Source organism: Sphingobium sp. Leaf26, assembly GCF_001421665.1.
Classification (GTDB): Bacteria; Pseudomonadota; Alphaproteobacteria; order Sphingomonadales; family Sphingomonadaceae; genus Sphingobium.
In genome coordinates this window covers 125,519-140,627 of record NZ_LMKV01000005.1, presented here as the reverse complement: position 1 = coordinate 140,627, position 15,109 = coordinate 125,519, and the positions used below count along the sequence as shown (strand labels likewise).

Genomic DNA, 15,109 nt, shown 5'->3' with positions numbered 1-15,109 from the left:
TCTCCCAGCTGTCCGACGACCTCGAAGACAACCTTTGGCAATCGGGCACGGGTAAAAAGGAACCGCGATGCGAATATCAATTAGACAACATTCGCGACTGTCGGCTTATCGGCGAACGCTAAGCGATAGCCGACGTTCAGGCAGCAGCTCTGTGACCTCAGACCTTGGGCTGGAACTTTGTGCTCGGTCGGCTCTGGAGCAAAGTCGTCTACTTAACGGACAGACCAAGGCTCAAGCGCTATGTGCGCTTTGTGCCCAGTTGAGACAGGGTCGCAGTTTTCGGCCTCGCGATACCCTACCGTCCGTCTTATGTCGTGGATATCGGCCATAGAGTCTACTCTCGTCGGTACGAGACGTTAGGACATAAACCACTTGCTTTGGCTGATAGCCTCATGCCATCGGCCGCTCCCGTCGGTGTTTGCGAGCAGATACCATTTATGGCACGGTTGCACCGATGAGGAGAATACATGTATCTGCGCAAGGATGAGTCGCTCGACGCGTTGGCCGAAAAGGGGAATGTTGCCCAGTTCGTTGCCTTCATGCCGGAGGGCGATCTGCCGCGCCAGACCTATCTTCGCATTATTGACTGCGAGCCCAATCAGATTTTCCCGACGCCGGAGGACGCGATCCTCGCTCTTCTTAGCCGATCGCCTGAAGGCACGGTAAATGTCCGCAGCTACGCTCCTGACAACCCGCGCAGTCGAGAGTTCATCTATGCACTCGATGCGGTCGAGAATGTGTTAGCGGCTGTGGTTCGCCTGACGCGCGAGGGTTTGTTTACGATCGTCAATGAAACGGTGGATGTCGCTGATGGGGGTGTATCGGGTGTAGTCCAAGGCGACGTCATCGAATTCGCACCGGATGATACGCCGCGTTGCGTCGAGAAGCCGGGTGCTGCTTCCCTTCCCAAGGAGATGGGCTTTCAGCTGTTGAAGCTCGTATATGGTTTTTCCCCTGATCTTGGTGACGCCGTTGGTCGTGTGGAGTTCAGCATTCATCCCAAGACGCGTGGATGGCGGGGAACACAAACGCTTTTGTGGGAGCAGGAGGATGAGAGCGACGCGCGCGTGACAGCGACGCTGGAATGGCCCAACCGCTTCAGCCGACATATTGGTGACAAGCTTTATGGTTTGTTGATGGCTCATATTGCCACGGCCCCGGTGCCTCGCACACTTGCTGTACCGCGTCGTGTTGCCCCGTTCGTGTTCGGAGCCGACACCGGATCTCATGAACAATGGATCCGTACGTGTCCGACTGAGCAACAGCCTGGTCTTTTCACTACGCATCGCGGCTGGCTTGATCCTTTTAAGTTGTTGGTGACCGAAGATCCGACCGGAACGGCCATCGCCGCGATTCTCTCCCAGGCTGGGGTACAGGCCGAGTTTGCCGGTGCCAGTCTCGTAAGCGCGGACGGACGAACGATCGTGGAAGGTGTCAGCGGGCAGGGCGACAGTTTCATGCTCGGGATGCGTTTGCCTCAAGAGCTACCTGCCAGCGTCGCGGAGGATGTTGTTCGGGCCGCTGCGAAGCTTAGTGAAGTTTTTGGACCTGTGCGCACGGAGTGGGTGCATGATGGCACGATGGTGTGGATCGTCCAACTGCATCGTGGAGCCACAGCAAGTACGGAACGCGTGATCGTACCGGGCGAGCGCGCGAACTGGATCGGCTTTGAGGCAAGGGAGGGCCTTGAGGCGTTGCGATCGCTTTTTGGTGCTCTCGATGTTGAAACGGGCGTTGAGATTAGAGGGGCGATCGGCGTCACAAGCCATATGGCTGATCTGGCGCGTAAATCAGGCGTCCCTACACGCGTTGTTGCTATATAAACGGGATGGGTTTGCCTGAAAGGACGGTTTGGATACCGTACAGCCGTTTTCGGTCGCAGCTTATCGACGGCTTCAAATACGATCAAAGACCGACCCGGTACGCGGGCTAAAGAGCCTTTCATATGTTCGTAGCAATGCGCCATCGGTAAACGCAGAGACATAATCGCTCACGACCCGTAAAGGGTTGGCGCTTTCCTCGTAAACACGAGCGAGGTCAGGTGGTAAGAGGCGAGAAGGGTCCGAAACGATCGCTTCGAAAACAGCGATCACCATGCGCTGACCCTTGAACTCCAGATGCTGGACCCGTGGGCTATTGATCACGAGATTGACGATTAGGGTCTGGAAGGCAGACAGCAAGGGTCTCGCTGGTGAGGCCATGACTGCCCGCCAGATGAGCAAAGGTTCGTCAAACAAGCCTACCTTGTCAAGCTCAACCGCTCTTATGAAATAATGCACTAGTCGACCGATGGCACGTTTGCGCGCCGACGCGCTGCCAAATAGATGATTAACAAGGTCGGCAAAACTACCGGTAAGGCCCGACAGAGGTCGCTTCGAGAGCTGCGCTACAAGATGCTCACAAAGCGGTTCGGTAATTGCCATACAAAAATCGTCTCGCGAGATGAAGCCAAGAGCGATCGCGTCTTCAAGATCGTGGACGCCATACGCAATATCATCCGCAACATCCATGATGGAGCAGTCAAAGGACTTGTGTCGGGTCTCACCGTGCTTTCCTTCTCGTGCGTCGATGGCGCAAAAGGCTTCACGATCCTGCGGCGAAAGGCATTCTAGGATCCAGTCGAAAGCTCCTACATCGTCATCGTAGCAGGCTTTGGCCGGCTTGCAGCTTTTCGATTCAAGGACAGCGATGGTCGTCGATGAGGGCGCTAGGCCAGGCTGTATTTGACTATTCCGCGCCTTGCTTTGAAGTGCCGGATATTTCAGAAGGCCCAGCGATGTCCGGCGACTTAGATCGGCGCCATGATCATCGGAAAAATTCTCGAGCCGCGAGAGAAGCCGCAGTGTCTGGGCATTGCCCTCAAAGCTGCCCGCTTTGCGCATACAATAGTTGAGCGCAAGCTCGCCGCCATGGCCAAAAGGAGGATGACCGATATCATGGGAAAGCCCCACCGTCTGGATAAGCGGGGGTGGGGGCACGAGTTGGGCGACCTGGGGGGGAAGCGCTGACGCACGGAGATGTTGCGCGATCCCTTCGGCGACCTGCGCAACTTCCATCGAATGGGTAAGGCGGCTGCGGTAGAAATCATCGTCCCCCAACGAGAGGATTTGGGTCTTGCCCTGAAGCCTTCGAAACGCTCCGGAGTGGACCACTCTGGCATAATCAATCTCAAAATTGGTACGTACATCATCGGAGTGGGGCGTGCGACCGCTCCGCCTAGCCGTCCAGTTGCTCGCCTCGTGTCCCAAATTACACCCTCATATACATGCTCGCTGGCTACCAGTGTGCCAGGCTTGCCATATTCGTCCAACTGCCAGATTTGATATTCCTGCTAAGGCAGACGCCATGCCTTCCCACCTTGCGCAGCATTTTGCTCTCGCACGAATTGGTTTCGAGATTTCCGCCCATGATATTCGCAATCGTCAGTACACGTCCTTTTGGCAATTTTTCGCGCTAATCCGGCCGTGGGCTACCAGTGGATGTATCTCGCTCGCCCGGGATTAACCATTTGTGGTAATAATTGCGTTTTCTGCACCACAAAGAATGTGCGCGCAAGCAAAGCAACGAAAGCTCCGAATTCGCTAAATCATTGTGCATTAGGCTGTACTTGCAACTTTCGGCTGAACTGCTACATCTTCTCGTGCAATGATCGCTACGCTCTATACCTTGGCAGGCATCGTCCTCATTATTAGTCTGAGCTGGACCGTGCGGGCTTGGCGCCAGCTCCGTGAGGCTGGCTCCCACGAGACTGAGGAACTGATGCGGGGGGGCGTTTCGCTGGGTAGTCTCTGGCGCGGTGACGTCCCACGCCCCGACAATGGTTCACTCGTGACGGTGCGTGAAGGCATCAAGATGAGCAAGGGTCCTGACGGAAAGCCCCGCGTCATTCAGACCAGAACGATTTCACGCGATATTTGTTGATACTCCGGGCTTATGGCGGACTTTGGTTGGGCGAGCAGCAAACGCTCCTACGCAGGCTGGGTGCCTAATGTCGGCAGTCACCTTTCCTTCAGCATGATCGGTGCGGGCCGCGGCATTGATGTTTCCCGGTTCAGTCATGCTTATTCCTCGCCGGTCGGGCGAGTAGTATGCGCGCTCGCGAAGCGCACTACCGATGATTTTCTAATTCCCAAAAGGCTCAAACGCTTACTGGATCCAACTGTTGCGCAACACTGGCTGCTCACCGGCCGATCTATTCCGGTACAAACACCCGCAGGTGTTAACGACCGGAAGGTGACAACGGACGACGGGACGGAAATTGTCGAAAATAAGGTTACGACCATCTTCGACGATCAGGGGATGCTGTCGGGCAAAATCCATGTCATCCCACACAATCCCGACCGGATGAGCCGACTTTGCGAAGAAGCTCTTCTGATTTTTTTGCGCAACGACTTCAAGGACTGCAAACCTGACGGCAAGGAGGCTCTAGAGAAATTCATCGACCGGGTAGATGTCGATGTCCATTTTCTTTTCGCAGATTCCGTCAGCCTCAATTTCGCCCTTATGCGGACGGGAGAGGTTCGCCTCTGGTTCAGCGAGAAGCTCGCGGACTATGAGGAAGGAGATCACGAAGTCATCGCGCGGCAGGCTTATTATTTCATTAAGGATATGGTGCATTTGCATGTCCATCATGAGCCCGCCTCGGACCAGATCACGCCGCTGACCCGATTCGATGCTGGAACAGAAAAGACGCGGGAGCGCGACGAAGAAGATTGGCGGAGACAGACGATGTGGTCTCTCTCACGCGAGGCTGAGAAACTAGGGCAACGCAAAAGACTGGATCGGCTACGCGATTCTCTTGGCATAATCGCTTACGCCGATGCATTTCAGATGACTTTGATGCCCTATATCCGAGACCCCAAGGATGTAGAAGGCTTCGTGCCGAAGGCATCTGCCTATGGTTTCGATTTTAAGCATATCCGGGAATCAACGCGTGTCCAAGTCGACCAGCTCGCTTCGACACGCGGTGCCACAGCGCCATTTTTGGCGGCCTGCGTAGCCGGCAGCATCGCGGTGCTTGCCATGCTAAATGCCATGATATCGATTAAGAATATGGAGCTGGCTAGAAAAGTAGAGGCGGCAAAGCTGGCGGGCAAGCCCGTGCCTGAGCTCTCTTTCTTCAGTTTTAATATTCCGGACTGGATCTTACTGTTGTTCGCGGAAAAGCCGCCGGCCGCTGCGGCTCTTGTAGTGGCGCTTGTTTACGCCCTTTTTTCCTGGTTTTTAGGAGATGTGTTCAAGCTCTCAGGACATAAGGGGCGCCATGCCCTAGTGGGGGCCTCAATCAGCCTAGCCCGCAAGCTAAAGCTGTCCTCTAAGTGGGCGTTCAGATTCCAAAATTTCTCCTATGCCTTCGCGATTTTACTCCAGCTTGGGCTCTTATATTGGGTTGTTCGCCGTATTTGACGGCTCGCTGTTGAGTTGCACTGAGAAGTGACCCGGGAGGGTTATAGGTTTTTACTGAGAATTGACCCATGTTTTTCTCGCCCCTGGCTGACAGTCAGGAGGCATTGGAGTGATCGACATGGACTTACTCAGTGTGATCCGCCGCTGGCATTTTCGGCAAGGCATCCCCATTCGCGAGATCAGGCGGCGGACTGGATTATCGCGCAACACGATCCGCAAATATCTGCGCGATGACGCGGTGGAGCCGACGTTCAAGGTTCCCAAACGGCCGAGCAAGCTTGATCAGTTTGCAGAAAAATTGACGACGTGGCTGCGGGTGGAATCCGGCAAGTCGCGCAAGCAGAAGCGAACAGCCAAGCAGCTACATGCAGATCTGGTTAAACTGGGCTACGAGGGATCCTACGGCCGTGTTGCCGCCTTTGCTCGAGCGTGGAAGGCCGAACGCCAATATGAAAAGCAAACCAGTGGGCGCGGCACATTCGTACCGCTTATCTTCCAGCCCGGTGAGGCCTTCCAGTTCGATTGGAGTGAAGATTACGCCCTTCTCAATGGCCGGCCTGTCAAGCTGCAGGTGGCCCATACCAAGCTTTCCCACAGTCGGGCGTTCATCACGCGAGCCTATTTGCTTCAAACCCACGAGATGTTGTTCGACGCGCTGACACAGGCCTTCCGGGTGCTGGGCGGCGTGCCGCAGCGTGGAATATTCGACAATATGAAGACGGCTGTAGACCGGATCGGCCAGGGTAAAGTCCGACAGGTCAATGCGCGGTTCGCTGCCATGGCCAGCCACTACCTGTTCGAGACGGATTTTTGCAATCCGGCCTCAGGCTGGGAGAAAGGCCAGGTCGAGAAAAACGTTCAGGATGCGCGTCGACGGTTATGGCAGCCAATGCCCAACTTCCCAGATCTTGACGCCCTCAATGCCTGGTTGGAAGAGCGGTGCATCGCACAATGGGGAGAAATCCAGCATGGCGTCCTGCCCGGCACAGGTGCCGATGTGCATGCCGCTGAGATTATCAGCCTGATGCCGATGGGTCGGGCCTTCGATGGCTTTGTCGAGCATACCAAGCGCGTGTCGCCCACCTGCCTGATCGCGTTCGAGCGCAATCGCTATAGCGTGCCTGCTTCCTTTGCGAACCGGCCAGTGAGCCTGCGGGTCTATCCTGATCGCTTGGTCATCGCGGCCGAGGGGCAAATCTTGTGCGAGCACAACCGGATTATCGACCGCTCTCACCAGAAGCCGGGGCAGACGATCTATGACTGGCGGCATTATCTGGCAGTTGTTCAGCGCAAGCCTGGCGCTTTGCGCAATGGGGCGCCATTCCTGGAAATGCCCGAAGCCTTCCGGCAACTGCAGGGGCATCTGCTCAAGCGGCTTGGTGGTGACAGGGAGATGGTCGAAATCCTCGCCCTCGTTCTACAGCATAATGAGCAGGCTGTACTCAGCGCAGTCGAACTGGCCCTTGAAGCCGGGGTGCCGACCAAAACCCACATCCTCAATGTTCTGCACCGCCTGATCGATGGCAAGGCTCCACCGGCATCCCCAATCGATGCCCCGCAGGCCCTGCGTCTCGCCCAGGAGCCTGTAGCCGATGTCGAACGCTACGACACGCTGAGGGCGTTGCGCCATGCGTCATGATCCCGCCAGCGCCGCAGTGGTTGTCATGCTCCGCGGCCTCAAAATGTATGGCATGGCGCAAGCCGCTGGCGATCTGATCGAGCAGGGCGCACCAGCCTTTGATGCTGCCGTTCCGATCCTCTCTCAGCTTCTCAAGGCGGAGATGTCCGAGCGGGAGGTCAGGTCCATTGCTTACCAGATCAAGGCAGCCCGGTTCCCGGCCTACAAGGATCTGGCAGGCTTCGACTTTGCCGTCAGTGAGGTCAACGAGGCGCTCGTGCGTCAACTTCACCGTGGTGACTTTATGGATAGCGCCGACAACGTCGTACTGATCGGCGGACCAGGCACCGGCAAAAGCCACATCGCGACGGCTTTGGGCGTCCAGGCGGTTGAGCATCACCGCAAAAAGATCCGCTTCTTCTCTACCGTCGATCTGGTCAATGCGTTGGAGCAGGAAAAGGCCGCAAACAGGGCGGGCCAGTTGGCCGAGCGTCTGTTGCGCCTCGACCTCGTCATCCTTGATGAGCTGGGATATCTACCCTTCAGCCCTTCAGGCGGGGCCATGCTGTTCCATCTGCTCAGCAAACTCTATGAGCGGACCAGCGTTGTTATCACCACCAACCTGAGCTTCAGCGAGTGGTCCAGTATCTTTGGCGATGCGAAAATGACCACCGCCCTGCTGGATCGCCTAACGCATCATTGCCACATCCTTGAAACCGGCAATGACAGCTTCCGCTTTAGGGCCAGTTCCGCCGCCCCAATACCCAGAAAGGACAAATCACCCGCTTGACCCTGCTCGTCGCAGGCAGCACATCAACCTCGCCCACCCGGGTCACTTCTCAATGAAAATCCCGGGTCACTTCTCAGTGCAACTCAACATCCATGGATCAAGATCGGCTCCCGCTTTCCGGCGGATCATAAGGTGGAACCCGTCGATGATCTGCCGTGCCTCGACAAGCGATGGCACGCCGGTTTCGATGGCGGCGACGGTGAGCGTTTCCGCCTTGGTGAGATCGTTGCGCTCGATCGTCATCAACCGCGCTATGGTTCTGGCTGAAGGCACGCGCTGCAGCGTGTCGGCATCTACCTTGTCGGCTCGCCTTCGGCGTGTTGCCCACTCTGTGACGACGCGAAGCGATCCCCGGAACCCCTGTGCCTGCAATGCGCGCCACCGTGCTGCGCCATTGTGGCGACCCGCCGCCCACTGCTGATCCAGCCATGGCAGATAGGTCTCAAGGGATGTTTCTCGCGTCCTGAACACGTCGCTGCGCTCGCCGCGCAGGACCCGCCGCACCGTGCCGCGACTGTGGCCGGTGCGGCGCACGATCTCCTTGATCCCCACACCGTCCCTGAAGAGCGCGAGGATCGCGGCATTGGTCTCTTCGCGATGAAGATATCCTTCGTATTGCAGCCGCTCGGCCGCCGTGAGCAGCTCAGGCTTGATCGACATCGCACCGATCGCGCATCGGATCTGCCGCATCGACCGGCGCACCGCGTCTAGGAAGGCATGGCTGGCGTTCTCCATGAGATGCCAGCGGTCGGCGACCTGCACAGCATTCGGCAGCGCCTTGGCCGCCGCGCGGGCATAAGCGCCGCCGCGATCGCGGGCAATTATCGCCACCTGCGGCTGCTCTGCGAGCCATGCCTGGGCGGTCGCTGGTTCCCGGTCCGGGAGCAGACGTATCGGCCGACGCCGCTCGAGATCGCAGATGATCGTGCCGTACCTTTGATTGCGCCGCCAGGCCCAGTCATCGATGCCGATCACCGTCGGAGCCGGAGACGGTGGGGTTCCCCGGCGTCTTACGACGCGGAGCAGCGTGTCATTGCTGACAGGGAGCATCAGCCGCCGCGCAAAGCTGGCTGCGGGCCGACCTCCAAGCGCGAGACCGAGGTGATGAACCAGTGTTTCGAGTCGGCCCGTGCGCCGTGCCCAAGGAGCAACAGCCCCATCAGCGAAGCGTTCCGCGAAGATCCTTTGCCCGCATGACACAGCGTCGCACCGGAAACGACGGACATCGGCCATCAGTTTTACGGCGCGGCCCGCCAAGGGCAAATCCGAGATCTGACGCCGGTAACGGCTGTGAACGCGGCAACTGACGCTGCGGCACTTTGGGCAATGGCTGGTCGGCGACGTGCTACGAACGAGAATCGTTGCACCATCGTCGGCGATTGACGAGGCCACGATGGTAAAGCCCGGTGGGATCACCGAGGAAGGTCGTAGTGCTTTCTGCATGGCGTTGCTCCCAACGTGGAAAACGAAGCCATTCAGGCAGAGAATTGCATCAAAATTGAGTCAGAGCCCTTTTTGCACGCCGATTGACACCGAAATTCTTCCCACAGTCCATTTTCTCCAGCGATTGCTCTCGCATGACACAGTGCGCCATGCGATCCGCTGAAAGGACTGGGCAAATTGTCCGGGGTAGTGGTGGGCCTTCGCCGCAGATCACGCCGCGCCGCAAGCATGCTCGATTTCAAGATACCCCTTCGTGAAAGCCCTGGCCCTGTAGCTCATCGGCGGAGGTCCGGTATTGCTTCGTGATGGCGTAAGTGCGAATCAACGGCATGATTATCGACACCATGGAACAGCTTGAGGCCGTTTACGACGCCCCAATCCCGTCAGCCGCTAAGGCTTCCGATCTCGACAAGCTCATTCCTCCATACGTCCAACTGATCGAGGCCTCGCCCTTCTTCGTGCTCGCGACGTCCGGTGCGGAAGGGCTGGACTGCAGCGCACGCGGTGACCCCCCTGGCTTCGTGCGAGTTCAGGACGAGCGAACGATCATCTTCCCGGACCGCCGAGGTAACAATAAGATCGACAGTCTGCGAAATATCATCTGTAATCCGCTCGTGTCGCTTATGTTCCTGATCCCCGGAACAGGAATCATACTTCGGATCAATGGCCGAGCCCAGATCTCGATTGACGAAGGGCTTCTCGCCTCCTTTGCAATCGGGAGCGCCTTGCCAAGATCAGCGGTGATCGTAACGGTCGAAATGGCCTTTATGCAATGCGCACGGGCGATCATTCGTTCGAAGCTATGGGACGCCGCGGGCCAAGTCGATCAGAAGTGTATTCCCTCAATGGGGGACGTTCTGGCCTATGTGACGAACGGGAGAGAGGGCGGAAAACAGTTCGATGAGGTGGCCCCGACAAGAATGATGCAATCACTCTGGTGACCGCTTGACCCCACCGCGGTCACGTTGCGTCAGGGTTCACGCCGTGATTGTTTGGTTCGCCCGAGTGCAATCATCCCTCTGTTTTTTGCAGCTAGGATGGGGCCGGAGCTTAGGACGGCATTTCTGATGCGAGCGCGAGGCTGCCGGAGCGCCTCTGCTGGGCTGAGTTCTAAGTCACTCTAAATGCCGTTTCGGCCATCAGTGTCGGTGATCGTCCGCAGGCCGCCCTCCGAGCGGAAGAACCCTAAGCATCACCTCAATCCTGCCGGCCCGTTCGAACACAAGCGTCAATGGAACGATGTCGCCTACTACAAGTGGCGTGTAGAGCTGGGTGAACATGAGGTGGTAGACGCCAGGCTCCAACGTCACCTGGCCACCCGCCGGGATCGGCAGCGCGGCCAACTCGCGCATGCGCGCGATGTTGCCGTCCCTGACCGAGGCATGCAGCGTCACATGATCCGCCCATGGGCTACTCGCCCCCAACAGCCGATCCTCAGACGATCATCATATAAGCCGCGCCGGTCCTCGCGCCTCCGGGCATGGCGGGAGCCCATGGCTCAATGATGCCGACCGGGCCGCTGACCTGAGCTTGGCCATCATCATTATGTTCCGCGCCCGTCTATTCGTGCGGCGAGAGATAGACGGTCAGATATGCGGTCGTGGCGATCACGCCCATGAACAGGAGAATCTCGGCCGCGATCGTGCGCCTCAGCCAAATCCTCGCGCTGTCCTCATCCGTAAGCCGCGGCATCAGGATCAGCCTGTTGACCCCGGCAGGCGCGAGCAGAGCCGAAGTCAGTCCCAGTTTAGTCAGCAGACCCGGTTGGTAAGCCAGACTAGGATCAAAGCGGAATTCCAGCAGAAAGACGGCTGTCCCCTGGCCGGCAGAAACTGGATGACGCCCAGCCAGGCGGTCCAAGATCGGGTAGCAGCTCACGACAATAGGAGAGAGTTCGGCTGAGTGGTCCAAGAACGGGTAGCAGCTCACTTCGGGGTCGGACTCTAGCTCCAACTGGCGGAAAAATGGGGGTCAGGTCAGATCTCCTATTACTCCGCTGGCGCTATGAGTATTGACTGCTCAACCCGGTTTCGCCCGCCCGCCTTAGCTTTGTAGAGGGCGTGATCGGCCGCTTGGAGAAGCCCCTCCGGCATGCGCATAGATCCACCCGTGCGAGCTATCGCGGCTGCCACACCGATGCTGACGGTAACACGATCGGTGCACGCGCTGCCCTCGTGCGGTATCCCCAGAGCGGCCACACAAGACGCCATTTCCTTTGCGATCGACACCGCAGCGGCCAAGTCCGTGCTACCGAGTATAACGACGATTTCCTCGCCACCGTATCGGCACGCCATGTCGGTGGGCCTACGCGCGAGTTCTTGAATATGGGCGGCGACGGCCCTTAGGCAGTCGTCACCTGCTTGATGGCCGTACAGGTCATTGAATTGCTTGAAATAGTCGATGTCGAGGAGCAGAATGGCCATTTCTCCACCCGTTCGAAGGGTTCGTTTCCACTCTCTATCAAAGGCTTGATCGAACGCGCGTCGGTTTGCCAAACCCGTGAGGCCGTCTTGGAGAGCCATCGCCGCAAGCTCTTCTTCCAGTTGCTTGCGTTGCGTGATGTCACGCATAACGAGGATCATCTCATTGGCCGTGCCTGAGCTTTCAATATGAGCGGTGGTTTCTGCCCATTTCAACGAGCCGTCACCACAAACTATCCTGACCTGGGAGACTGCCTTGTCCTGTTCACCGGAGGAAAGGCTGACGATCAGATCTTGGATAATGGGCAGATCGTCCTCACAAATGACAAATAGCCCATCGGTGCCGACGATATCCTGAGTGTTCCATCCAAAAACAGTCATAGCCGAAGGCGATACATAGCAGAACTGGCCATTGACGACCCGGCAGATTACGTCGGCGCTCTGTTCAACGACCCTACGAAACGTCGTGTCTTCGTCTGCTTTTGGCTCGAATGCGCGCCCGAGCAGGCGGTTGAATGCGGAACGAAGCATCATACTCTCCTTCAGAGTTTTCGATGCTTCTATCTCAACAGTCTTAATGTTTTACCTGGAGACACGAGACCGATGATCGGCACCCGCGATCGATTACCAAAACAAGCAGAGCCAAGCCTGCCGGCGCAATTCTGCCGAAATCGGCTTCGCAGACAGCGTTGCGCTCCGGATTGCGATCTGGCCTGTCCGACAAGCACTGTCGGACTGAGAAAGTGTCCGACAACACAGGGCGAGGGGTTTTCCGTCGTCATAGGTCCCGCCGGGATAGCGGCGGTTTGCCGAAGGCCGTATCCAGATGAAATCCGTCGCGCCGTTTCTGCGATGCGATTTGGTGCCGAACGGCAAAGTAGGCACAGAGCCGCCATTGCGTCGACGCGATGCGATTTCGCTTACCGCCCCGCCGCCGCAGCATCTACTACGCTGGCGTAAGCGCCACGACCACGCACGCCGTCCGAGCAGCAATACAGCGATCGCAAGCTTCGCTCGCGACGCTGAGCCTGGAGCTGGGGATCAAAGCGATCCACCAGATGCCGGGACTAAACAGAAATCGAGGCTCTTACCCATCCCGTTGTATGATGCGCAGAATCGGTCGATGGCCGAAAACGAGGGATCATTGCCCTACAGCCAATCGTGATGTCGGGCTAGTGCGGTGCCAGCTACCATTACCAGCGATGGAACCATCGATGAAGATTACGTCCTATGACGGCATGCTAGCCGCGCTCGCTCCCGAAGACCTGCCGGCTTTTCACGTCAGTATTCTTGTCGGCCCCGACGACGCACGGTTCGCGGTGTTCCATTGGATGTACAGGATCATGGCCTACACGCTGCTGGGCCTGATCGGCCTGCAAATAGGGAGTGTCGTAAAGCACCGGTATTTCGACGAGCGCCCCGGAAGCGATGTGCAGTTACGCATGCTGTAGATCGCTTCCGGCACCGGCCTACCCATTCCGGCATTCAGGCCGGTTCCACCGAGAGGAAAATTGCATGTCCTACATCATTCATGGCGCGACCGGCGCGCAGGGCGCCCCCCTTCAGGCGCTGCTGCTCGCTTCGAACCGGAGCGCGTTTGCCGCGGTGCGCGATCCTGCCAACGCGCAAGGCAAGCCGTATGTCACGGTGGATAATGACTCGGTGGAGTCGCTGATCGCCGCATACAGCAACGCGGACGGAGTGTTCGTGCATCTCCCGCAAACATCCGAACCAGGTCGCCTGCAGCAGGCAAACAACATTGCGGACGCGATCGCAGCTGCCCGACCGAAGCGCGTCGTGATCTCAACTAGCGGCGCGATCGTCGACCAGCCGGCAAGCCCGCTACAGGCGCCTGGCGACAGCGCCATCGCAACCTTGCTGCGCCGTGTGGGCGACAGCGGCGTTTCGCATGCCGTTATCGCGCCGCGTTTCTATCTGGAAAACTTGCTGCTGCCGATGGTCATGGGGCCGGTACAGTCCAAAGGGGTGCTGCCCTACCCCCTTCGCGCCGATTTTTCCGCATCGTGGAGCTCGCATCTCGACGTGGCAGTGTTGGCGGAACGTCTGCTGACCGACCATGATGCGACCGGGATCGTCGGCATCGGCCAGTTGCCCGGTATGACGGGGCCGGAACTGGCGCAGGCATTCTCGGAGCATTTCGGCCGCGAGATTCGGTTCGAGGCGTTGTCGCCCGAAACCTTCGGAACCCTGCTCGAACCGTTGATCGGCCCTGCTGCCGCGAACATCGCCGGATTCTACACGGCTCTTGCCCATGCCCCGGACAATGTGATCGCGTCCGACAGCAGTGCGCAGAATCAACTCGGGCTGGCGCCGCGCAGCGTCGGGCAATGGTTGACCGACATGGGCATGTAATCGAGCGGGCGAGGGGGGCGTCGATCCGGACGGACGCCCCTTTGATCCCTCAGATCGAAACCCGTTCTCCGTCTGCGGGAATGCTCAGGCGCGGGGCGAACCCTTCGTTCTTGGCGAAGGCGGCCGGATCGGCCCGGCTGAGGACACAGTGGTCGATCGCTTCCATGTGGGTCGCAATCAATTGGGTGGCAGGCGCGGCACGATGGACGGACAGGATATCCTGAAGCTCCATCAGGATCGGTCCCAGATCGACCCATTGGGCTTATCCCGCATTCAGAATTAAAATATCGGGCCGATATGTCTCGATCGCCTGCGCGACGATCGGGTCCCAGACGGTATCGCCGACGGCATAGACCGATTTGTGCGTGGCATGACGGAAGACTACTCCGCTGACCGGCCCGTAGACCCGCCAACCCGCCGGTGTCTGTCAGCCGGTACAGGTCACTCATATTCCATCTCCTCACGGAGCCAGAATCAGATCGCGGTGCTCAGATCAATGGCCTTGACCCTAAGTCGTGAACGGCGATTATCGACGGATAGCGTTGGCGGCGTGCCGTCACATGCCGTGACGCACCGGTGTCGACACTTGGACCTCCGAAGCGATCTGGTCCACAGTGATCTCGCCGAAGCGCTTCGCGAACAGAGCCGTAGCCTCCGCCATCGTGTCAGCCACCACTGAGTTGACGTTCTTCTCCACCATGCAATCGGTATGCTGGCTGCGGTTGCCGATCGAAAACAGGTTGGGGCAGCCAAGCGCCTGATAAACGGCGAAGAGGGTGATCTCGCAAAGCGGACGTGCCAACGTCCAGCCTCCGCCATGGCCCTTCTCAGAGCGGACGAAGCCCGCCTCGCGCAGGCCCCCCATCGTGCGCCGGAAGACGGCCGGATTGGTGCCCATGCTGCGCGCCAGCACCTCCGATGTGAGCGGTTCCTCGACCTGGTCCATGTGCAGCAGGACGTGCAGGACGTCGGACAGGCGGGTGTCTCTGTTCATCGGGCGGCCTTTGGTAGAGCGATGCCGGCCGAGCGCGTGAGACGACCTGACGGCGTTGACACAAA

Annotated in this window: 13 protein-coding genes and 1 pseudogene; 7 read left to right on the top strand and 7 right to left on the bottom strand. The window is 58.3% G+C overall.

The window, feature by feature from the left end:
• Positions 1 to 467: 467 nt before the first annotated feature.
• The gene (locus ASE85_RS07300) at positions 468 to 1,823 is read left to right on the top strand and encodes a hypothetical protein (RefSeq protein ID WP_056685879.1); all 1,356 of its coding nucleotides are present in this window, start codon (positions 468 to 470) and stop codon (positions 1,821 to 1,823) included.
• Positions 1,824 to 1,895: 72 nt separating this feature from the next.
• Here ASE85_RS07300 and ASE85_RS07295 read toward each other — a convergent pair whose 3' ends face one another.
• Positions 1,896 to 3,248, bottom strand: a complete 1,353-nt coding sequence (locus tag ASE85_RS07295; RefSeq protein ID WP_056685876.1) for an anti-phage deoxyguanosine triphosphatase — start codon at positions 3,246 to 3,248, stop codon at positions 1,896 to 1,898.
• 685 nt (positions 3,249 to 3,933) lie between these two features.
• Between ASE85_RS07295 and ASE85_RS07285 the strand changes: the two genes are divergently transcribed.
• The 3 genes from ASE85_RS07285 to istB all read left to right on the top strand — a co-directional run bounded on the left by ASE85_RS07285 (position 3,934) and on the right by istB (position 7,814).
• Positions 3,934 to 5,406: a hypothetical protein gene (locus ASE85_RS07285; RefSeq protein WP_056685871.1), complete on the top strand. Its 1,473-nt coding sequence runs from the start codon at positions 3,934 to 3,936 to the stop codon at positions 5,404 to 5,406.
• Positions 5,407 to 5,524: 118 nt separating this feature from the next.
• On the top strand, positions 5,525 to 7,045 hold the full coding sequence (gene istA, locus ASE85_RS07280) for an IS21-like element ISRsp3 family transposase (protein WP_056685934.1): 1,521 nt from the start codon (positions 5,525 to 5,527) through the stop codon (positions 7,043 to 7,045).
• Entirely contained in the window at positions 7,035 to 7,814 is a 780-nt protein-coding gene (gene istB / locus ASE85_RS07275) for an IS21-like element ISRsp3 family helper ATPase IstB (RefSeq protein ID WP_056685868.1), read from the top strand. The genes istA and istB overlap by 11 nt, the downstream gene beginning before the upstream one ends.
• A 66-nt stretch (positions 7,815 to 7,880) precedes the next feature.
• Here istB and ASE85_RS07270 read toward each other — a convergent pair.
• Positions 7,881 to 9,185 (bottom strand): annotated as a pseudogene (locus tag ASE85_RS07270) (ISL3 family transposase); the annotation flags it as partial.
• A gap of 401 nt (positions 9,186 to 9,586) precedes the next feature.
• Here ASE85_RS07270 and ASE85_RS07265 point away from each other — a divergent pair.
• Positions 9,587 to 10,198, top strand: a complete 612-nt coding sequence (locus tag ASE85_RS07265) for an MSMEG_1061 family FMN-dependent PPOX-type flavoprotein (protein WP_056685865.1) — start codon at positions 9,587 to 9,589, stop codon at positions 10,196 to 10,198.
• 198 nt (positions 10,199 to 10,396) lie between these two features.
• On the opposite strand, the gene ASE85_RS07260 is transcribed toward ASE85_RS07265, so the two are convergent.
• The 3 genes from ASE85_RS07260 to ASE85_RS07250 form a co-directional block, all read right to left on the bottom strand.
• Positions 10,397 to 10,684, bottom strand: coding sequence for a copper chaperone PCu(A)C (locus tag ASE85_RS07260; protein ID WP_082462708.1), 288 nt, complete (start codon positions 10,682 to 10,684; stop codon positions 10,397 to 10,399).
• 133 nt (positions 10,685 to 10,817) lie between these two features.
• The gene (locus ASE85_RS07255) at positions 10,818 to 11,117 is read right to left on the bottom strand and encodes a CopD family protein (RefSeq protein ID WP_162237432.1); all 300 of its coding nucleotides are present in this window, start codon (positions 11,115 to 11,117) and stop codon (positions 10,818 to 10,820) included.
• Positions 11,118 to 11,245: 128 nt separating this feature from the next.
• The gene (locus ASE85_RS07250) at positions 11,246 to 12,211 is read right to left on the bottom strand and encodes a sensor domain-containing diguanylate cyclase (RefSeq protein ID WP_056685856.1); all 966 of its coding nucleotides are present in this window, start codon (positions 12,209 to 12,211) and stop codon (positions 11,246 to 11,248) included.
• A gap of 680 nt (positions 12,212 to 12,891) precedes the next feature.
• Here ASE85_RS07250 and ASE85_RS23330 point away from each other — a divergent pair.
• Together ASE85_RS23330 and ASE85_RS07240 are read left to right on the top strand one after the other, a co-directional pair.
• Positions 12,892 to 13,128: a hypothetical protein gene (locus ASE85_RS23330; protein ID WP_056685853.1), complete on the top strand. Its 237-nt coding sequence runs from the start codon at positions 12,892 to 12,894 to the stop codon at positions 13,126 to 13,128.
• 64 nt (positions 13,129 to 13,192) lie between these two features.
• The gene (locus ASE85_RS07240) at positions 13,193 to 14,050 is read left to right on the top strand and encodes an NmrA family NAD(P)-binding protein (protein ID WP_056685850.1); all 858 of its coding nucleotides are present in this window, start codon (positions 13,193 to 13,195) and stop codon (positions 14,048 to 14,050) included.
• A gap of 49 nt (positions 14,051 to 14,099) precedes the next feature.
• Here the strand turns inward: ASE85_RS07240 and ASE85_RS07235 are convergent, their stop codons facing one another.
• Positions 14,100 to 14,282, bottom strand: coding sequence for a hypothetical protein (locus tag ASE85_RS07235; protein WP_056685847.1), 183 nt, complete (start codon positions 14,280 to 14,282; stop codon positions 14,100 to 14,102).
• Between the two features lie 324 nt (positions 14,283 to 14,606).
• Complete coding sequence (locus ASE85_RS07230; protein WP_056685844.1) at positions 14,607 to 15,044, bottom strand: Rrf2 family transcriptional regulator; 438 nt, start codon at positions 15,042 to 15,044, stop codon at positions 14,607 to 14,609.
• Between the last annotated feature and the right edge of the window lie 65 nt (positions 15,045 to 15,109).